The sequence below is a fragment of the Arthrospiribacter ruber genome, assembly GCF_019343195.1.
Classification (GTDB): domain Bacteria; phylum Bacteroidota; class Bacteroidia; order Cytophagales; family Cyclobacteriaceae; genus Arthrospiribacter; species Arthrospiribacter ruber.
In genome coordinates, this window is sequence record NZ_RPHB01000005.1 from 340,617 (window position 1) to 361,820 (window position 21,204).

The window sequence follows — 21,204 nt, forward strand, 5'->3', positions numbered from 1 at the left end:
AGCATCTGTTTGCTGATAATATTAATTCAATAGCCCAATTGTCTTAGGTATGCTTTCTGAAGATTCGAAATATAAGGCCATTTTTGAAGTCACTCCAATCCCTATTTGGGAAGAGGATTTTTCAGAGGTAAAGCAATACCTTAAGGAAATCAAGCTTTATGGAAAGTCCGAAAAAACCATTCTCAACAAGCTCAATACCCATCCGGAAATTATTGATGAATGTAGCAAAAGGATCAAGATTATTGATTTTAATGAAGCCTGCCTGAAACTACATGCTGCAAACAGCAAAGAAGAACTGAAGTCTAAATTCCTAGACCTCTTTTTGCCTGAGACCAAGTCCGCACTGATCAAAGAAATCCTATGTGTTGCCCAGGGCATCACACTTTTGGAAACGGAATCCAAGATGAAAACAGTGGATGGGAAAGAAAGGCATATCTCTTTGAGATGGAAGGTAGTGCCAGGTTTTGAGGAAAGTCTAAAGGAAGTTCTTGTAACGACAGAAGACATCACCAACACAAAAAACTATTTCCAAAGACAATTGGAAATAGAAAGTAAATTGACAGAGGCACAACGGATTGCCAGAGTGGGTTATTTTGAGTTTTTTCCTGAGACCAAAGAGATTTTCTGGTCGGATGAAGTCTACAGGATTTGGGATATTGACCGGGAACAATTTGAAATGACTCCTGAAAATCTGCAGCATACTATTTTTCCTGAAGACAAAGAATACTTCAATAAAATAATAGGTAAAGCGATAGAAGGTAAAATTCAGGCAGACTTTAAATACCGCATCATCAGCGGCAATGATGAAATCAAATGGATCCATGAAAGGGCATCATTACAATTTGATCCGGAATGCAAACAGAATAAATATCAAGGGACAATACAGGACATCACCGAAGAAGAAATTCTCAAACAAGGGATGAAAGAATTACTGAAGCGTTACCACCTGGTCAGTAAAGCCACTTCGGAAATTATTTACGATTGGGACCTGGAGCAAAACTCCATTTTTTGGGGAGAAGGGCTTAAAACACAGTTTGGGTATTCCTATTCCAGCAATTCTGCAGGGTTAGGAGATTTTGGAGGATTTATCCATCCGGAGGATAGCCCAAGGATTGAATCAAGCTTAGCAGAATTTTTCAAAAGCAAAAATGAGTTTTGGGAGGGAGAATACAGGTTTCTGAAAGCCGATGGCACCTATGCCCATGTCATAGATAAAGGCTTTGGTATTAGAAATGAAAAAGGTAAAATCCTCCGAATGGTGGGAGCATTGCAAAATGTAACCCATATCAAGGCAGCAAACGAAAAATTTCGGAGCAGAAACCATTTTATCCAGACCACGGTAGAAAACCTGCCAATTGGAATTGCAGTCAATGACATTGTAACAGGTAAGGTCACTTTAATGAACAGGAAATTTGCGGAGATCTATGGTTGGCCAAAAGAAGAACTCACCGATATCCCATCATTTTTTGAAAAAGTCTACCCTGATCCTGAATATAGAAGAGAAGTACAGAAAATGATTACAGGAGATATTGCCAGTGGTATACCTGAAAAAATGAATTGGAAAGGAATACAGGTAACCACCAAGGATGGAAAAATCAGAATTATATCTGCAAAAAATATTCCTGTATATGACCAAGGGCTTATGATATCCACAGTAATTGATGAGACGGAGCGTTTTTTGGCCGAAAAGGCACTTGAAAAAAGCAACGAACGTTTTTTGTATGCCACAGAAGCTGTATCCGATGCTATTTGGGATTGGAACATGGAGTCCGAAACGATCTTTTGGGGAGATGGCTACCGAACCCTTTTTGGCTATCCCTTAGAAACAAATTATGTGACCCAAGACACTTGGGAAATGGCCATCCATCCTGATGACAGAGAAGAAATAGTCAACAGTATTCTCAAAGCCCGCGAAGATAAAAACACAGGAAAGTGGGAAGCAGAATATAGGTTTAAAAAGTACTGTGGACAATATGCCTTTGTCAAAGAAAAAACCATAATACTCAGAGATGAAAAGGGCAACCCTACAAGAATGGTAGGAGCCCTGCAGGACATCACCGAACAGAAAAAAAATGAAGAGAGAATCGCCCAGGAAAGAAACCTGCTAAGGACCTTGATTGACAATATTCCTGATTACATTTATGTAAAAGACACTAACTATAGACACATTATCAACAATAAGGCCAATGTGAGACTATTGGGCAAAGATTCCGAAGAAGAAACTATTGGCAAGTCAGGCTTTGACTTATTTCCTAAAGAATTGGCTGAACTTTATCATGAAGATGATAAGAAAGTAATGGAACACCTTGTACCGGTACTCAATCGGGAAGAGCCTATTCTCGATTATCTGGGACAGCCTAAAGTCTTAAATACCTCAAAGCTTCCCTTAATGGATTCAGAAGGAAAGGTACTGGGACTGGTAGGCATTTCCAGGGATATTACCGAAAATAAGGACTACGAAAAATCCCTGATTTACAAAACTAAGCTGTTGGAAACCATTGCCGCCGTGGTTAAATTGTTGCTCTTCAATCCTGATTGGGAAAAAGCACTAGAAGATTGCCTGGAGTTGATAGGGCACTCGGTAAATGTAGATCGGGTATATTTCTTTAAAAATTATAAAGAACTGGACACTGACCGCTTATTGACAAGGCAAGTAATGGAGTGGAACGACCCAACTGTAAGTTCTGAAATCTCCAATCCAGAGTATCAAAAAATCCCCTTGGACGAGTATCCGGAATTTTTGGAAAGAGCCTACAAAAAAGAAGCTTTTACTGCCATCACTTCAAAATGTCAGGGAGCACTCAAAAAAATATTGTCCGAACAAAGAATCAAATCCATCATCCAACTTCCGATTTATATCAAAAATGAATTTTATGGTTATATCGGTTTGGATGAATGCAAGAAGGAAAGGGTCTGGACTGAAGAAGAGGTTTCTTTTTTAAAAACTCTGGTTTCCAATTTTGAAGTGGCCATAGAAAGAAAAGAAAACCTGGATTCTCTACAATCCCTCAACTATGAGCTAAAAAGAAGCAATCAGGAACTGGCCATGTCCAATAAAGAACTGGAGCAGTTTGCTTATGTTGCTTCTCATGACCTTCAAGAGCCATTGAGGATGATCACCAGCTTCCTAACATTGATTGAAAAAAAATACACCCCACAGCTAGACGAAAAGGGAAGACAGTATATCCATTTTGCTGTGGACGGTGCATTGAGGCTCAAAACCATCATCCTTGACTTACTGGAGTATTCAAGGGTGGGAAGGATACAGATTCCGAGCGAAGAAGTTGATGTCAATTTAATACTTGAAGAATTACAATCGCTTTTACAGACCAATATAGAAGAAAACAACGCCAGGTTGACCTGGAATAATTTACCCAAAATAAAAATCCAAAAAGCATATTTAAGGCAAATTTTGCAAAATATCATTTCCAATGCCCTCAAATACAGAAGAGAAGACGTAGACCCCGAAATAGAGGTAAGCGTCATGGAGGAATTAAAGTATTGGCATTTTATCATAAAAGACAATGGATTGGGAATCCCGGAAGAATATCACAATAAAATTTTCATTATCTTTCAGAGGTTACATGGCAAAGAAAAATATTCAGGTACAGGTATAGGCCTAGCCATTTGCAAAAAAATAGTGGACAATCTGGGAGGTGAAATTTGGGTTAAATCACAGGTTGGTAAAGGAAGTTCCTTTCATTTCTCTCTCCCTAAAAAGAATTAAAGACCTTATATGGATAAGTCTTACTTCAGGATTTTTTACCAAAACCCCAAAATCACCGGAGTTTTAGCTTTTTTGACTTCTTTGTTCATTACTCAGTTTTTAACTTTTAAAGAAGTCCAACTGATCCGGTACAGTGAAGAGCAAGTTACTTCCGAACAGACCAATCTTATCTCAAAAAGAATCGTCAATAGCCTCACCTCAGCCATTTCTGCTGCTCAGACTTTGTCTTACATTGAAAGCCGCTATGGAACCGAAGATTTTGATGAAGTAGCAAAGGAAATTCTTGAAAACAACCCCAATCTGGATGTGATTCAGCTACTCCGTGGTGGTGAAATAATCAAAGTCTACCCCTTGGAAGGCAACGAGATTGTATTGGGATATGATATTTTAAACGACCCTTCAAGAAGCCGTGAGGCAATTCGGGCAAGAGACCAGAAAGAGGTATTTTTTGCAGGACCTTTTGAACTTAGGCAAGGTGGTGTAGGTATAGTCGGTCGGTTACCCATATTCAAGAATGAAGATTTTTGGGGGTTTTCAGCGGTGATCATATATCTGGAGACTTTCCAATTACTCATAGGCCTTGAGGATGAAATCAAAGAGAAATTTTATGTGCAGTTGTCAAAATTAAATCCTGAAACCGGCGAAGAGGAGAATTTTCTTCCAGAAGAGGACCGTGCAAATTTAAGCAGGATTATAGAGACTGAGTTTATAGACTGGGGAGACTGGAAACTGACCGTGCAGCTCAGAAAATCTTCTGCTTGGAGCACAAAATCACTCGCCATTGTTTTGCGCGTTCTCCTATCGATGGGTTTGGGAATTGTGGCCTGGTACTTAGCCAATATCCCCGCAATATTGGAGAAAAAAGTCAACAAACAGTCCAGAAAGCTAAGTTTAAGCAATGAGCGTTTTAAGTATGCCACAAGAGCTACTTCAGATGCCATTTGGGATTGGAACCTCAAAGAAGACAAAGTCTATAGGTCCAAGAATTTTGAAAAACTATTTGGATATAAAAGGTCAGAACTGAACAGTAACAATAATTTCTGGGATGCACATATACATCCAGAGGATTTAAAAGCTGTCAATGCTAATCTGAAGAGGATTTTTGAATCTGAATCCGACTATTGGGAGCAGGAATTCAGATTTCTTAAAAGTGATGGAACATACGCATATGTCATAGACAAAGGCATCATCATCAGGGACAAAGATGACCAACCTGTTAGGGTAATAGGAGCCACACAGGATCTTACAAAAATCAAAGCTTCTGAAAGTGAACTGATCAAACTCAGTGAGGAACTACAATCCCGAGCCAGGGAACTGGAATTATCCAACGAAGAGCTGGAGAAATTTGCCTATACGGTCTCGCACGACCTTCAGGAGCCTCTGAGAATGATCAGCAGCTTTTTGAAATTATTGGAAAAAAAATACGGAAATCTCCTGGATGAAAAAGGGCAGCAATACATTCACTTTGCCAGTGAAGGCGCGGTACGGATGAGACAGATCATTCTGGACCTCTTGGAATACAGCATGGCAGGAAATGTAGGCCAGAAGGAAAAAGTGTGTCTAATGGAAGTGTTGGCTGACATCAAAATGCTCCACCGCAATGTGATATTGGAAAAAAATGCAAAATTGATCTATGGCCAACTTCCCGAAATCATTGCTTCAAAGGCACCCATGAGACAATTATTTCTCAACATTATAGACAATTCCCTTAAATACAGCAAAGCAGACCAATCTCCGGAAATAAATATTGAAGTCAAAGAAGATGAAAACTACTGGCAGTTTGGCATAAGTGACAACGGGATAGGGATTGATCCAATTTATCATCATCAGGTATTCAACATATTCCAAAGGCTACACACTAAAGAAGAATTTACAGGAACTGGAATAGGTCTTGCCATCTGCAAAAAAATAGTAGAAACCCATCAGGGAAAAATCTGGATAGAATCTACTGTTGATATAGGCACCAGCATATTTTTTACTATTAGAAAAACTGAGGAAGAAAAAAATTGACATACTTATTTTAATTTGTATATTTTACATTGACATAGCCGATCACCCATTGTTTGTGAACTTTTAAGAGCCTGAACCATGAAAAAAGACAAGATTAAAATTCTTTTGGTAGAAGACAATGAAGGTGATATTGTCCTTACACAGGAAGCCTTTGAAATGGCCAACATTCAAAGTGATATGGAAGTAGTAAGAGATGGGGAGCAAGCTATCTCTTATCTTACCAAGACAGCACCTTTTCAGGATGTCCCTGCTCCGGACTTAGTGCTTTTGGATATCAATATTCCCCGAAAAAACGGACATGAAGTTTTGAAATTTATCAAAGAAAATGAAAGCCTCAGGCAGGTCCCCGTAATAATGCTTACTACATCTTCCTCACAAAAAGACATCAACGAAGCCTATGAAAACCACGCAAGCTGTTATATCATCAAGCCTGTGGAAGTAGATGCTTTTCTGAAAGTAATAGTAGAAATCGAAAACTTCTGGAGCAATATCGTAGAATTACCCAGAAACAAATTTGTATTATGATCAAAGACCAGCAGACTTATACCATTCTTATCATTGAAGATAATCCAGGGGACAGACTTCTGGTAGAAACCTATTTGGAAGAATCGGTATTGGTACCTCGTATTACGGGAGCTAACAGTTACAAAGAAGCCAAAATCATACTATCAGAATCACAGACATTTGACATAGTCCTCTTGGACCTATCACTTCCCGATATGGGCGGGGAGGAATTGATAAAAGCTGTGATGGATATAGCAGGCAATATCCCAATAATAGTACTTACAGGATATTCAGATGTGGAATTTAGCCGCAAGTCAGTCAAACTTGGGGTTGCAGATTACCTGCTTAAAGATGAATTGACTTCCAGCGTCCTTTACAAAAGCATCATTTACAGTATTGAGCGAAGAAAAGTTTTCAACCAGCTTGAGGAATCCGAAAAAAGATATAGAAACCTCTTCCAATTAAGTCCAATTCCCAATTGGGTTTATGACCTGAAAACATGGCAGTTTTTGGATGTAAACATGGCTGCCGTAACTGCTTATGGCTATACCCAGGAAGAGTTTTTACAAATGCGGATGTTGGATATTATTCCGGAGGAAGATCAGGTAAGATTAAAGAAAACTATGGAAATGGTCCAAAACCAAGAAGGTGAACTCCCCAAGTTTTCAGGAGAATATAGACACATCAAAAAGAATGGAGACGTGATTTTTGTGGAGACAAGCTCCAACTTCTTGTTGTTTGACGGCAAACCCGCAAGGATGCTATTGGCAAATGACGTCACTTTCAAAAAGAAGTACATAGAAGCAATAGAGCTCCAGAATGCAAAACTGAAAGACATAGCCTGGATCCAATCGCATGTGGTCAGAGCTCCTTTGGCAAGACTGATGGGACTGGTCAACCTCATCGATGACGATGATTTGGATCAAGATGAATTAAAAACTTACAACAAACTCATAATGGATTCTGCCGAGGAATTGGATAAAATCGTCAGGGACATTACGCATAAAACAGAACAAATAAATATCACTGAAATCAAATGAAATTTGAATTACTCATAATAGACGACGAGGAAATCGTCCTTATGCTGATCAAAAGGCTAGTACTTAAAGTAAAGCTACATGATAATCCGAGTACTTTTTCCAATGGAGTGGAAGCCATAAATTACCTCCATGCCAGTAGTAAACCTGAAAAGGCATTTCTGATTTTTTTGGACATCAACATGCCTGCCTTTGATGGATGGGAGTTTTTAGAAATGCTTAGTTCTATGCCATTGGAAGGTTCTATTAATGTGGTGATCATTACTTCTTCTGTCAACCAATCAGACAAAAACAAATCCAAAAACTACAAAGAAGTGATAGGCTACATCGAAAAGCCTGTTACTGAAGCCATGATGAAAGAAGTCAGTCAAATTGAAAAAATAGCTTCTTACCTTAATCCATAAAAACTTCATTTGGCATCCACGAAGACAGGACCTATAGCACTTGCTGGAGGTGTTATATCAAATGGTTCTGAAGAGGTCTGGGGTACAGGAGGATTACTGAAAAGTACTTTTTTCCAACCCAAGACCTCATCACTGTCCAATATCCTGATCGACACAATGGGGAGGGAAGAAGAACTCCCGTTGTCCCTTTTCCTTACTTCCAAAACCTCAAATGCTACCAATCCAAGATTATCGCCTTTTAAGCTCCCTTTTAGTGGCGAATAATTGATACTTATATCACTGTCAAACACCACAGCCAGGACTTTTTTTCCTTCCAGCATTTTTAAACCAGTAGCCCTCAGCGGAGTCACCCCGGAGATTTCATCAAGTAATACTTCCCTGTCCTCATCTATATTGGGAGCTCCGAGTCCAGGTCCAGGTGCAAGAAAATTTTCTGTGCCATTTTCTGTAGGGCCTGCATTGATCCAAGTATTGGGAATGGCTGTCAAGGCAAACCAGCCTTCATCTCCTACCTGACCTGTGTACAAGTCAATAGTTTTGCCTTTATTGTTTTTAAAAAAACTCAATTGCTCTCTAAGTCCCACCCTAGCTATTTGATCATTGACATCTATGTCCGAAAAACCATTGGGCTCATCTCCGTTGTCTATGCTATCTTCATCGATCAACAACAGGACCAGTTCATCATCTTCTCCTTTGTCCAGCTCATCCTCATTAAGCTCAGACATACAGCTACCTATTATGGTAAAAATCAGCAAGATGTATACACTTAATCTTTTACTTTTCATGGCTCTATATTATCAATTGAAAAACAGGGAGTTGTCCCTTTTCAATTTACATGCCAAAAAAGCATAGGTCCCCAACTATTTTTTCACATGATGCTTCGCCAAAAACTGGCTCGGAGAGATGGACATCAGATTTTTGAACTGCCGGTTGAAGTTGGAGAGGTTATTAAAGCCTGATTCATAGCCTACTTCCGAGATGTTAAGTCTTTCCTCTAAAAGAAGTTTGCAGGCATATCCTATCCTTATCTCATTGAGAAATTTAGAATAATTCTTTTTAGTGTGCTTCTTAAAAAAACGGCAAAATGCCGTTGGATTCAGATTGGCCACATCGGCTACTTCATCCAAAGTGATGTTTTTCCGGAAATTGTTGAAAGTAAAAGCATATACCTTGTCAATCCTTCTGTCACCGCTTTTCTCTGCCGGGTTGGAGAATCCCTTTGTACTCAAAAACTGATAATCACCCTGCGTAGCCAGCATTTGCAACAGCTCAAGAAGTCTGATCAGCCGGTCAAAACCATTCAAGCCGTGGATTTCATGCATCCTCTCTTTGGCCTGATCTGCAGTCTCTTTCCCAAACACTATCCCCTGAGCTGCCAACTCAAAAAGTTGATGGATCTGATGCATTTCGGGCATTTCCAAAAGTCCATTTCCAGCAAAATCCTTCTTAAAATGGAGTGTGATGGCTTCTGCCTTTAATCCTGAATCTTTTTCAAAATACTCCGGATCATTTTGCCACATATGCGGAAGCCCCTCCCCTATCAATACCAGCTCTCCTGCTTCGAAAGGTTGAATGCTGTCCCCAATAAAACGGGTTCCTGTAGAACTCAGAATGTACACCAATTCAAGCTCAGCATGGTAATGCCAAATATCCAAAAAGTGAGGATAAACATGAATGGCTGAATTGAACGATTTGTCAAATGGGTTTCTTCTCTCGAGTAATTTCGCTTTCATGCCCTAAATTTTACCCAAATTTTTCACAAAATGAATCCTACAGCTAAAATAATATGCATAAATTAAAATTAAGCAGTAGTCATCCGAGACAAATTTGAGCAACTTGCATCATTTCTATTTCCCTCTGACAGAAAAATAACTTGAAAATCTGACAATTCAATTTATATTGAATCCAAGCTAACTTTAAAAAATGAAAAAAGTAGTAATTACAGGTGGGGCAAGCGGAATCGGGCTGGCCATTACCGAAAGATTTGCCCAGGAAAATTACCAGGTTTTCTTTTTGGACTATAACCAACAGAACGGTGCTGAAGTAGAAAAGAGGCTTCTCAGCAAAAATTTCAATGTATGTTTCTTTCATGTTGATGTCTCCGATGTCAAGAAAGTACAGGAAATTTTTGATCTCTTGCCAGACAAATTGGATGTGCTGGTCAACAATGCAGGCATATCTCATATAGGAAATCTAGAGACTACCCAAGAAAGCGACTTTGATTCGCTCTACCAGGTCAATATCAAAGGTGTTTTTTCCTGTGCTCAAGCAGCCCTTCCAAAGCTCAAAGCCAATGGAGGAGGAAGTATCATCAACATGTGTTCAGTGGCTGCCACCATGGGATTACCTGACCGCTTTGCTTACTCTATGACAAAAGGTGCAGTCTTGTCTATGACCTTTTCCATTGCCAGGGATTATGTACAGGACAATATCAGATGCAACTGCATTTCACCTGGCAGAGTCCACACTCCTTTTGTGGATGGCTTTTTGAAAAAAAATTATCCCGGTAAGGAAAAGGAAATGTTTGATAAATTGGCTGCAACCCAGCCCATAGGCCGAATGGGAAAACCGGATGAAATTGCTGGAATGGCTTATTACCTTGCCTCAGATGAAGCCTCTTTTATCACAGGCAGCAACTTCCCCATAGACGGGGGATTTCTTGGGCTAAAAGCTTGAGGCAAGATGAACGGTTGTAGAATGAACAAAGAACCAAGTCTTACTCAAGACTTCGTTTAATACACTCTTAACTAAGCATAAACCTCAAATCTCAAATCTTAAATCTTAAATCTTAAATCTTAAATAACCACTATGAAACTTATCCGATTTGGAAACCAAGGACAAGAAAAACCAGGAATTGCAATAGAAGATAAATGGCTGGATTGCTCCTCATTCGGAGAAGACTGGACAGAAGATTTCCTTGAAAATGACGGACTGAACAGGCTTCAGGGATGGCTGGAGAAAAACAAAGACATTCTCGAAGAAGTGGATCCTTCCACGCGCTTGGGGTCACCTATCAATAGACCCTCAAAAATCATCTGTGTAGGACTCAACTATACCATGCATGCCAAAGAAAGCGGTATGGCGGTACCCGAGACCCCGATTTTGTTTATGAAAGCCACTTCATCTATTTGCGGACCAAATGATCCAATTATTATTCCCCGAAATTCTGAAAAGACAGATTGGGAAGTAGAGCTAGCTGTCATTATTGGCAAGAAAGCCACTTATGTAAGTCAAGAAGAAGCCATGGATTATGTGGCGGGGTATTGCCTTCACAATGATGTGAGTGAAAGAGATTTTCAGCTTCATCATGGTGGACAGTGGGTAAAGGGCAAAAGTGCGGATCATTTTGCTCCATTAGGTCCATATTTGGTGACAAAAGATGAAATCCCAGATCCCCATAGCCTGCGCCTTTGGCTGAGTGTTAACGGTGAAATGCTACAGGATAGCGTCACTTCGGATCTGGTTTTTGACATTCCTACATTGATTTCCTATATCAGCCAATACATGACATTACTTCCTGGAGATGTAATTTCTACAGGTACACCTTCAGGTGTAGGCTTGGGACTGAAACCGCCCAGGTACCTCAAAGAAGGTGATGTCGTAGAATTGGGAATTGATGGCTTGGGCAAGGCCCGCCAGCAGGCAATCCATGCAAAATAAGGCCGACATGAAAATCGATTCCCATCAACACTTCTGGAAATATGATCCGGTTCGTTATGACTGGATAGATGAAAGCATGTCAAAAATACGAAGGAATTTTCTTCCCCAGGACTTACTACCTGAATTACAGACCAATGACATATCGGGATCCATTGCTGTTCAAGCTCAGGAGACCATTCAGGAAACAGAATTTCTTCTTGAAATGTCTCACCAGAACCCTTGGATCAAGGGTGTGGTAGGTTGGGTGGATCTTGAATCCAAAGAGATTGAAAAGGATCTTGAGAAATGGCAGGAAAAAAAAGCACTGGTGGGTTTTAGAAAAGTATTGCAAGGACTTCCACCTGAAGCAATGGAAAATCCGCCATTTGTCAAAGGAATATCTTTGCTGGAAAAATTCGGTTTCACATACGATATTCTGATTTATCCTCAGCACCTTGATCATGCACTGAAATTGGCCAAAAAATTTCCCAATCAGAAATTTGTGATCGATCACTTGGCCAAGCCAAATATCAAAAAAGCTGATTTCGGACCCTGGGCAGGAAAAATGATTGCATTGGGAATGTTGGAAAATGTATATTGTAAAGTTTCCGGAATGGTTACAGAGGCAGACTGGCAATTTTGGAAACCAAGCGATTTCCATCCCTATCTGGAAAAGATAACGGAGGCCTTTGGTACAGACCGGTTAATGTATGGGTCAGACTGGCCTGTATGTCTTGTGGCTGCCTCCTACACAGAAGTCCATGATATTGCACAGGTTTTTTTCAGCTCCTTTTCAGAAAGTGAAAAAAGCAAAGTCTTTGGCAAGAATGCAGCTATATTTTATGATATTTAAAATTACAATATGGATTTAAAAATTAAAGGAAAAGTCTTTTTAATCTCAGGTGGTGCCAAAGGAATCGGAGCTGCCATCAGTAATGTACTATCTGAAGAAGGTGCCATACCTGTCATGATAGACCCATCCATTGCTGAGGGAAAGGAAATGTTACAAAAATGGAAATCTGAAGGAACCCAGGGAGCGCAGTTTGAAAAAAGATTAAGCAATACAGAAGATGCAAAAGACGCAGTGATGTTTGCTTTGGAAAAATTTGGGCAGATTGATGGGATTGTCAATAATGCCGGTGCAAATGACAGTATAGGACTTGAAAATGGAGATCCCCACAAATTCAGGGCATCCGTAGAAAAAAACTTAGGACACTATTACGATTTGGTTCATTTTGCCCTTCCCCAACTCAAAAAATCAAAAGGATCAATTGTCAACATCAGCAGCAAAACAGCCCTTACCGGCCAAGGGAATACCAGTGGATATACGGCTGCAAAAGGTGCCCAGCTTTCATTGACCAGGGAATGGGCGGTAGAGCTACTTCCATATGGCATCCGTGTCAACGCGGTCATACCTGCAGAGGTAATGACACCTTTGTATTCCAATTGGATCAAAACTTTCGAGGATCCTGAAAAAAAGTTGGCTGAAATAGAAAATAGAATTCCATTGGAAAAAAGAATGACCACTGCCCGCGAAATAGCCGATACAGTTGTCTTCCTCCTCTCTGCCAGGTCATCTCACACAACAGGTCAATTGCTTTTTGTAGATGGAGGATATACCCATCTTGACAGAGCAATAGGCACTTGACTTTAAGACAATCAATGAAAACCCAAGAACCCATTGTATCCAGGCAACTGTTGTTGCCATTTATTTTGATCACTACTTTATTTGCCCTATGGGGATTTGCCAACGATATTACCAACCCCATGGTGGCAGCATTCAAGCGGGTATTGGAACTGAATAACGTCCAGGCATCCTGGGTGCAAATGGCCTTCTATGGTGGATATTTTACCATGGCCTTGCCTGCGGCAATATTTATCAAAAAGTACTCTTACAAAACCGGTGTCCTTATAGGTTTGGGATTGTATGCTTTCGGGGCGGTACTGTTTTATCCAGCCGCCGCTTGGGAAAGTTATGGATTCTTCCTCACTGCTTTGTATATCCTGACCTTTGGGCTGGCATTTTTGGAAACTACAGCCAACCCCTATATCCTATCGATGGGTGCCACTGACACGGCCACACAAAGGCTCAATTTGGCCCAAGCTTTCAATCCCATGGGTGCATTGGCAGGACTTTTTGTCGCCAAAGAGTTTATCCTCAACTCCCTGCAATCCAACAATACCGATGCTGATGGCAATTTGATTTTTGCCCATTTGGATGAAAGTACCAAGGCCATCATCCGTACCAATGACCTCATGGTAATCAGGGATCCATATGTAATGTTGGGAATCGTGGTATTAGGCCTGGCAGTCGTCATCGCTTTGGTAAAAATGCCGGAAAACAAATCCAATGATGAGCAACTGGATTTTGTCCCCTCCATGAAAAGGTTGGCTTCAAATGCCAAGTTCCGGGAAGGTGTCATTGCCCAGATGTTTTATGTAGGTGCACAGATCATGGTATGGACTTACATTTACCAGTATGCCGAAACCTTGGGAATCGACAATGCTTCAGCTGTCAATTTTGCCTACACAGCCCTTATCCTGTTTTTGATAGGCCGTTGGGTGTGTACTTACCTGATGCGCTTTGTCAACCCTTCCCGTTTGCTTTTTGGATTTTCCAGCCTTGCCGTTCTGTTTACATTAGGTACTATTTTCATTACTGGAATATTAGGTCTGTATTGTTTGGTTGGGATTTCCTTTGCCATGTCCCTCATGTTTCCGACCATCTATGGCATAGCCTTGGAAGGGTTAGGAGATGATGCCAAGTATGGAGCGGCATTTTTGGTCATGGCCATTGTAGGAGGGGCTATCATGCCTACATTACAGGGAGCTATACTGGATCTTGGAGGACCTGACTATGACGATTTAAGAATATTGGGTGTTCCAGAGGTGAATTTCTCCTTTGCATTACCACTTATATGCTTTTTTGTTGTAGCTATATTTGCCAAAAGAAGACAAAATGGGCATTGAGAATCTGTGAATACAAAGTCATCATTCGCAATCCTTTCAATATCAAATTATTAAAATCAATCAATAAAAAAATAATCCTTATATCATAAACCCTATCATTTAAACAAAGCTCTTAAATTTCTTACACATTTTTTTTACACTTAAAATCAAAAAAAAGGATCCTATCATGGACTCAAAAAAAGGTTTGAAAAAAAAATTGAATTGGATTTTTTTTGATTAATATAGATGCTTGATTGGGTCATATTAACCTTCAATTTAAGGTAGAAAAATAGACTTGTTCAAAACAAAATCCATTAAGTACAAAACATAACTCGCCCAATACTTTGAACTTTAGGATTAAGCATATAAGAGATATCAGCCTTCTACTTTTATTTAGTCTTTGGACTTCAATACTTCAGCCTGTTTATGCTGATGCTGAAGACCCTCCTCTAAAAAAACTAAAAAGCCAGGCAGACTATGTAGTGCAGCTTTGGGACAATACCAAGGGTCTCCCTCAAAACGCCATATATGCTATGGAGATGGACAATACTGGCTTTCTTTGGATGGCTACTGAGGAGGGTTTGGCAAGGTTTGATGGTTCTTTGATAAAGGTTTTTGACAAGGATACCTATCCAGTGATGTTGGACCAGACCTACTATGCCTTTTTCAAAGGTAAAAGTGGCATTTGGGCCTCATCGGACAGGAGTATTGCGTTGCTCGAAAAAAACATCCACAAAGTAATTGATTGTAATCACATAGCCGAGGATTCCTGGATCATGACCCTCTCTGAAGACAGCAATGGCTATTTGTGGATCGGTACTCAGGATGGAAATATCCACTTGTGGAAAAATGACCAGTTCAGCCAACTTCCTAATTGGAAAACTGAACCAGGTTTGGAAGTGGTCAGCCTTTTTCACAAAGGGGACGGCAGTATGCTAATAGGTACCAATAAAGGACTTTTTCACTACAATTATAGCAACAAAACCTACCAACTCCTTACCGAAAGAGACACCAATGTAAGAAGGGTAATGATGGATAATGGTATGACCTACATCGGAATTCCGGAGAAAGGAATTTTCAGAGTAGAAGATAACAAGGTCCTGACCCAATTGGTATCCTTTGATCGAATAAGAGATTTCAATTTTCCAAGCATTACCAAAGATCAGTTCAATAATGTGTGGAGCGGATCTACCGAAGATGGCATCATAAGAATCAGTGCAGAAGGAATAGAAAGGTATTATTTCAAGGAAGTCAAAAATTACCTCGTCAGAAAAATCCTTTTTGATGGAGAAAACCTTTATCTCGGAACTCATGGACGTGGGTTGGTCGTAGTCAAACCTGCTAAAGTAAGGACAGTACCATTCCCTCAGCTTATAGATAAAAACATCAAGGCCATTTTTCAAGATTCTGATCAAAACCAGTGGATAGGTACCAAATCTGAAGGCTTGTACAAAATAAAAAAAGGTAATATTACCAACATTTCCGCTAAAGATGGCCTTCTACTCAATTGGATTAATAGTATTGGTGAAGATAAAAACCATATTTATGCAGGTACTACCGCCGGTGTCTCTATCATAGACAAAAGTTCAAACAAGATTATAGGTCAAATCACCGAATCAGATGGATTAAGAAGCAATTATGTGTACGCCATTTTTTGGGATGCAGATGAGACACTTTGGATACTGACCCGCTATGGAGGGATTCATTACAGGGAGCAAGGAGGAAAAATTGTCACACTCGAGCTTCCTGCTTCTTTTAGAAATGCCAACTTTACAAGCATTCATCAATTAAAAAATGGAGAACTGATAGCAGGTACGAGAAATGCAGGTTTCTTCAGGATCAAAGACCGAAAGATAAGGGAACAGGTAAGACTTCCTCTTAAACCGGGTGAGGATGTCATTTATGCGGTTTATGAAGATAATGACGGAGACTTATGGTTTGGTACTCATGGGGGAATAGTAGTCTATACAAAAGGAAACTTCAAAAGAATTACAAAGGAAAAAGGGTTGAATGCTGTTTCGGTATTCAGCATTACCCATGATGGCTATACCGGAGTATGGATCAGCAATAACTTTGGGGTACAATATTTCCCGGATGCCGAGCTCAGAAGATTTAAGCAATCAGATGACCCTGATTTTTTTATCAATTCTGTGACCTACAACAACAGCCACGGAATGCCCAATTCTGAAACCAATGGCTTGATTTTCCCATCTGCATTCAAAGATGGGGAAAATAAAATCTGGATACCCACAGTCGAAGGTGTTGGAATCATTGATCCCCTAAACATCGATTGGGAGGAAAATTCGGCCAATTTCCAATGGGACGAACTACTGGTAGCAGATCAGAAAAATCCGATCATAGGTTCGGAATTGATTATCCCAGCTGGCAACAACAATTTTCAGGTATCATTTTCCAATATTGATTTCTCAAATCCCGCTCAATTTTCCCTTACTTACAGAATATCTCCGGCATCAGGCAACTGGCTTCAAGTCAAAGATAATAGATATCTGACATTCAACGGTTTGAACCCAGGAAAACACTTACTTGAATTTAGGATTTACAGAAATGGAAAACTGGACAGTACCCATAAGTTGGATATTCTTGTAAAAGGATTCTTTTTCGAATCTCTTTGGTTTAAAATTTTAGTCTTAATTTTGGTATGCATATTGATCATATTTATTGTCAACTACACTGCCAAAGTAAAAGTCAACAGCAAACTGGAGCAATTGGTAACATTGAGAACCACTGAACTGAGCACTACCAACGAAAGACTGACCAAAGCTCTTGAAGAAATTGAGTCACAAAATTCCGCACTGAAGGATATAACCTGGCAGCAGTCACACTTAGTTAGGGCACCTCTTACCAAAGCCCTCGGCCTTATCCAACTTTTGATCAACTATCCCAAATACCAGGATGTAGGTAAAAGCAAGGAAGAGTTGGAGAAAGAGGTATTGAAAACCCTCGAAGATCTTGACGCACTAGTGAGACAAACGCACAAAAAGTCAGAGCATTTTGCAAAAAAATAAATGAACAGCAATACAGAAGTTCTGGTAATCGATGATGATCCAGGAGTAATATTCTTACATAAAATCATTATCCGGGAATCTGGACTGAGCAAACAACCACTAAGTTTTGATGAAGCTATGGATGCTTTGGACTACATCGGACCAAAAATCAATTCCAAAGATCACAAATTCCTGATTTTTCTGGACATCAACATGCCCTACATGAATGGTTGGGAATTCTTGAACAAATTAAGCCCACTTACCAATTCCGATCAGGTAAAGGTAATTATGGTAACCTCTTCCCTATCCCAATCTGACAGGGACAAAGCGAATACATATGATTTGGTAGTGGATTTTATGGAAAAGCCTCTGGTAGACTTTCAGTGTAAATCTATTAAACAGAAGCTGAACAGTTGGATGACAAATCCATAAAAAAACCCGGTAAATGCACATTTACCGGGTTTTTTTAAATTCTTTGAGACCCCTCCGATTACTCAACTTCCTTTAGCAATTCTTCCACTGCCTTTTCAAGCTGTTGGTCAATGCCTTTATCAATTTTTCCTGGCATGTTCTTCACCTGAAACTGCGGCTTCTTCTCATTGTTTTCCATCCAGTTGCCGGATTTATCTTTGGCCGAAATAGGAGCTATACCCCATCTCCCTCCATTGGACAACATCTCCCAACCTGCAAAAGAACAAGTACCCGGAGTAGGCATACCCACAGTTTTCCCTATTTTCAGATCTGTATATCCACAGGCAAAGCAATGCCCATCTGAATAATTGCCCTCATTGAACATGGCCAAAGTAGGCTTGGTCCACCTAAACGTCGGCTCATAACCTACATCTCTGTCCTCAGTGGCGTAAGTGATAAATTTCTCCCCTGTAAAGAACATCGCCAGGTCTGCAACAAGATCGCCTCCACCATTGAACCTGGTATCCACGATCACGCCTTCCCTGTCATGGTATTTGCCCATCATTTCTTCATAAGTGGTCCTGTAAGGCCCGTCTGACATACCTGGGATATGTACATAGCCCAACTTACCATCGCTCAGGCTGTCAACCTCAGCCTGATTTCTTTTGACCCACCTTCTGTAAAGTAGTCTGTTTTCTTCTGCCAAGGTGATTGGTTTTACAGTGACCTGCTTTTTATTGCCTGACTTGACATCCACCAGTTCCAATAAGGTGAATTTATCAGCTTTCCTATTGAGGTAGCGTGCCACATCAAGGTCTTTGGATATCAATTCTCCATCAATTTTTTCAATAACCATTCCAGGCATGATGTCTAATCCAGCTTTGTCCAAAGGTCCGTTTTTGATGATTTCTTTGATTTTGATACCGTCTTCCTGATGTGCATAATCCATAAATATACCCAAGGATGCCGTAGCATCCGCTTCAGGAATAGAGCGGTTGTAGGAAGCACCGGCGTGAGAAACATTGAGTTCTCCAATCATTTCGGAAGCCATTTCAGCAAACTCGTATCCATTTCCGATGTATGGCAGATACTTTTCATATTGCGCTGTCAATACATCCCAATCTACTCCATGCATGTCAGGAGTGTAGAAAGCACCCTTTGTCCTGATTTTGATATGCTCAAACATCTCTTTAAACTCGGCCTCTTTATCCATGGTCATTTCTCCGGAGATTTTAATCTGCTCCCTTTTGCTTCCATTATCCGTGATCTTGGAAATATTTCCACCGGAAAGTAGATAGAGGTTTTTCATTTCCTTGTCCCAGGCCAGGCTTCCATAAGATGCATCCAACTTCAATTCCATTTTTGTTTCCTTGGTCCTCAGGTTTGTGCTCCACAGGTTCATCCCCTTTTCAAACTTTGCCAAATAAAGCAATTTTTCACCCTCTTTGTCCAATACAGCATCTCCCAACTCTGTCGAATGAATGGTAAGTTTGGCCTTTCTGTCCCTAAGATCTTCCCAGTCTATCTGAAGCGGCTCGGTTTTTTTACCTTCATCCTTTTTGTCATCTTTCTTCTCCTCATCCTTTTTACCGGCTTTTTCCACTTCCTTCATCAAGTCAAAATCTTCTTTGCTAAGATTGAACTGATCGTAGCCTTCTTTGGTGAAAAACAACGTAAAGACATCATTTTGAGAGCCTCCACTTGTAGCAAAACTCTTCATTCCATCTCTATTACTGAACCAGATCATCTGCTTGCCATCCTTTACCCATTTCGGTCTTCCATCTCCATATCCACTCTGGGTAAGGTTGTACATTTCCCGCTTACCTTCTGCATCTAGCAGGACCACCTCTCCATTGGCCATTGTTGGCCTATATGCTGCCAAAAGCCATTTGCTGTCCGGGCTCCACTCAAAGTACTGGTCTCCATCTCTCATGTGGAAAAGGTGCTCCGGTGTCATCAAAGTGATTTCTTTCTTACTATCTAAGTCCATCACCTTCAATGTTCTTCTTCCTTCCACAAAAGCCAATTTCTTACCGTCTGGGGATAACTTAGGCAGATAGCAATCGACCTCTTTGCTCACTACCGCTTCTTCCTTGAGCAAAGTGCTTGCAAAAAAGAATGGTTCATCACTTTCCCTTTCTCTGCTTACCTTAAAAATCTGCCACCTACCGTCTCTTTCAGAAGCATAAATAAGGGATTTCCCATCCGGAGCAAATTCTACAAAACTCTCCTGATTCGGTGTATTGGTAATTCTCTTAGTTATCGCTCCATCTACTGAAGTAACGAAAACCTCTCCCCTCGCCACAAAGGCGATTTCCTTTCCATTTGGAGAAATAGACATTTCCCTTACTCCCCCATTGATGCTGATAAAGCTGTCAGGATTGCTTACAGCTTGGGTCCTGATGGTCACTTTTACCTTCTTTGGGTCTTCACCATCCTTGAGGGTGTAAAGTTCACCATCATAAGAAAAAGCCATAAGGTCATTTTCGGCAATACTAAGGAACCTAACAGGGAAATCTTTCAATTTGGTAATTCCCTCTTTTTTATCGGCATTATCCAGGGAAAATTTGAAAACATTGAAGCTTCCATTTGCTTCGCTGAGGTAGTAAACAGTCTTGCCATCAGCCGAAAAAACAGGATTTCGGTCTTCCCCCTCAAATTCCGTCAGCATCTTGTGCTCCCCCGAAGCTGAATCAAAAATCCAAATATCTCTGGTAATCGCTGAGGTGTGTTTTTTTCTCCAAGGATTTTCTCCACCCTTTTTATCGTGATAGATCAATTTGCTTCCATCGGCATTTACCTGCACCGCCTCTGCAGGAAGTGTCCAGATCTGGTCTACCCTACCTCCTTTTACAGGTACTTTGTATAGCTCCGGTTGGGAAGCGGTAGGATACTGCCTGTGTTCGGCTATATCCTGCCGGACTCCACCAAAAATCACATGTCCTCCATCTGGGGAAAAAGTGTAAGGCATTTCATCATTGGAGTGAAAAGTCAATCTTGTGGCCGCGCCACCTTGAGCTTCCATCACGAAGACGTCAAAATTACCATAGCGATCTGAAGCAAAAGCCAGTTTACTTCCATCTTTGCTCCATACCGGCATAAAATCATGGGCATCATGAAAGGTAAGTTGGACCGCATTTCCACCAGAACTGGGAACTGTATAAATATCTCCTTTGTAAGTAAAAGCTATGGTTTTCCCATCTGGGGATATAGCCGGATACCTGAGCCATTGGGGATTTTCCTGCGCACCTAATGAACCCATGAGCAGGACCATCGCCAAGGCCCACACAAACTTTAATCTCTGCATAAATTTATATATAAGGTTAGCCCATAAAATTAGGAAAAGCATTGGATGTAGGTTTCATTTTTTACATAAATGTGTAATTCTTCAATTCCACTTAAAATTATTTAAAATGTGCCTGTTTAAGCATTCCGATACTTTTTTCCAAAATCGAAGAATACTCCTCGTCTTTTTCCTAAATTTAAATTGAAAAAAAACCGGATACTGTTGCAGTGCC

The 21,204-nt window shown here is 40.4% G+C and carries 15 protein-coding genes; 12 read left to right on the forward strand and 3 right to left on the reverse strand.

All coding sequences use genetic code 11. From position 1 onward, the window contains the following. Positions 1 to 49 precede the first annotated feature (49 nt). The 5 genes from EGN73_RS12220 to EGN73_RS12240 all read left to right on the forward strand — a co-directional run bounded on the left by EGN73_RS12220 (position 50) and on the right by EGN73_RS12240 (position 7,682). The gene (locus tag EGN73_RS12220) at positions 50 to 3,727 is read left to right on the forward strand and encodes a PAS domain-containing protein (protein ID WP_219290084.1); all 3,678 of its coding nucleotides are present in this window, start codon (positions 50 to 52) and stop codon (positions 3,725 to 3,727) included. A 9-nt stretch (positions 3,728 to 3,736) separates the two neighbouring features. Continuing rightward, positions 3,737 to 5,737, forward strand: a complete 2,001-nt coding sequence (locus EGN73_RS12225) for an ATP-binding protein (protein ID WP_219290086.1) — start codon at positions 3,737 to 3,739, stop codon at positions 5,735 to 5,737. Between the two features lie 78 nt (positions 5,738 to 5,815). Further along, positions 5,816 to 6,262, forward strand: a complete 447-nt coding sequence (locus tag EGN73_RS12230) for a response regulator (protein WP_219290088.1) — start codon at positions 5,816 to 5,818, stop codon at positions 6,260 to 6,262. Beyond that, positions 6,259 to 7,281, forward strand: coding sequence for a response regulator (locus EGN73_RS12235; RefSeq protein WP_219290091.1), 1,023 nt, complete (start codon positions 6,259 to 6,261; stop codon positions 7,279 to 7,281). The genes EGN73_RS12230 and EGN73_RS12235 overlap by 4 nt, the downstream gene beginning before the upstream one ends. After that, positions 7,278 to 7,682, forward strand: coding sequence for a response regulator (locus EGN73_RS12240; protein ID WP_219290094.1), 405 nt, complete (start codon positions 7,278 to 7,280; stop codon positions 7,680 to 7,682). Before EGN73_RS12235 ends, EGN73_RS12240 begins: the two co-directional genes overlap by 4 nt. Before the next feature lie 5 nt (positions 7,683 to 7,687). Here EGN73_RS12240 and EGN73_RS12245 read toward each other — a convergent pair whose 3' ends face one another. Then, positions 7,688 to 8,467: a hypothetical protein gene (locus tag EGN73_RS12245; RefSeq protein ID WP_219290098.1), complete on the reverse strand. Its 780-nt coding sequence runs from the start codon at positions 8,465 to 8,467 to the stop codon at positions 7,688 to 7,690. Between the two features lie 75 nt (positions 8,468 to 8,542). Next, positions 8,543 to 9,415, reverse strand: coding sequence for an AraC family transcriptional regulator (locus EGN73_RS12250; RefSeq protein ID WP_219290101.1), 873 nt, complete (start codon positions 9,413 to 9,415; stop codon positions 8,543 to 8,545). Between the two features lie 190 nt (positions 9,416 to 9,605). Here EGN73_RS12250 and EGN73_RS12255 point away from each other — a divergent pair, with 190 nt between their 5' ends. From EGN73_RS12255 to EGN73_RS12285, 7 genes are all read left to right on the forward strand, one after another. Further along, positions 9,606 to 10,358: an SDR family NAD(P)-dependent oxidoreductase gene (locus EGN73_RS12255; RefSeq protein ID WP_219290104.1), complete on the forward strand. Its 753-nt coding sequence runs from the start codon at positions 9,606 to 9,608 to the stop codon at positions 10,356 to 10,358. Positions 10,359 to 10,490: 132 nt separating this feature from the next. Continuing rightward, the gene (locus EGN73_RS12260; RefSeq protein ID WP_219290107.1) at positions 10,491 to 11,342 is read left to right on the forward strand and encodes a fumarylacetoacetate hydrolase family protein; all 852 of its coding nucleotides are present in this window, start codon (positions 10,491 to 10,493) and stop codon (positions 11,340 to 11,342) included. A gap of 7 nt (positions 11,343 to 11,349) precedes the next feature. Beyond that, positions 11,350 to 12,174, forward strand: coding sequence for an amidohydrolase family protein (locus tag EGN73_RS12265; protein WP_219290109.1), 825 nt, complete (start codon positions 11,350 to 11,352; stop codon positions 12,172 to 12,174). Positions 12,175 to 12,183: 9 nt separating this feature from the next. After that, a complete protein-coding gene (locus EGN73_RS12270) occupies positions 12,184 to 12,969 on the forward strand; it encodes an L-fucose dehydrogenase (protein WP_219290112.1) in 786 nt (261 codons plus the stop codon). 14 nt (positions 12,970 to 12,983) lie between these two features. Continuing rightward, a complete protein-coding gene (gene fucP / locus EGN73_RS12275; RefSeq protein ID WP_219290115.1) occupies positions 12,984 to 14,291 on the forward strand; it encodes an L-fucose:H+ symporter permease in 1,308 nt (435 codons plus the stop codon). Positions 14,292 to 14,614: 323 nt separating this feature from the next. Further along, positions 14,615 to 17,296: a ligand-binding sensor domain-containing protein gene (locus EGN73_RS12280; protein WP_219290117.1), complete on the forward strand. Its 2,682-nt coding sequence runs from the start codon at positions 14,615 to 14,617 to the stop codon at positions 17,294 to 17,296. Next, positions 17,297 to 17,707, forward strand: a complete 411-nt coding sequence (locus EGN73_RS12285; RefSeq protein ID WP_219290120.1) for a response regulator — start codon at positions 17,297 to 17,299, stop codon at positions 17,705 to 17,707. A gap of 58 nt (positions 17,708 to 17,765) precedes the next feature. Here the strand turns inward: EGN73_RS12285 and EGN73_RS12290 are convergent, their stop codons facing one another. Further along, positions 17,766 to 20,948, reverse strand: coding sequence for a S41 family peptidase (locus tag EGN73_RS12290; protein ID WP_425515030.1), 3,183 nt, complete (start codon positions 20,946 to 20,948; stop codon positions 17,766 to 17,768). Between the last annotated feature and the right edge of the window lie 256 nt (positions 20,949 to 21,204).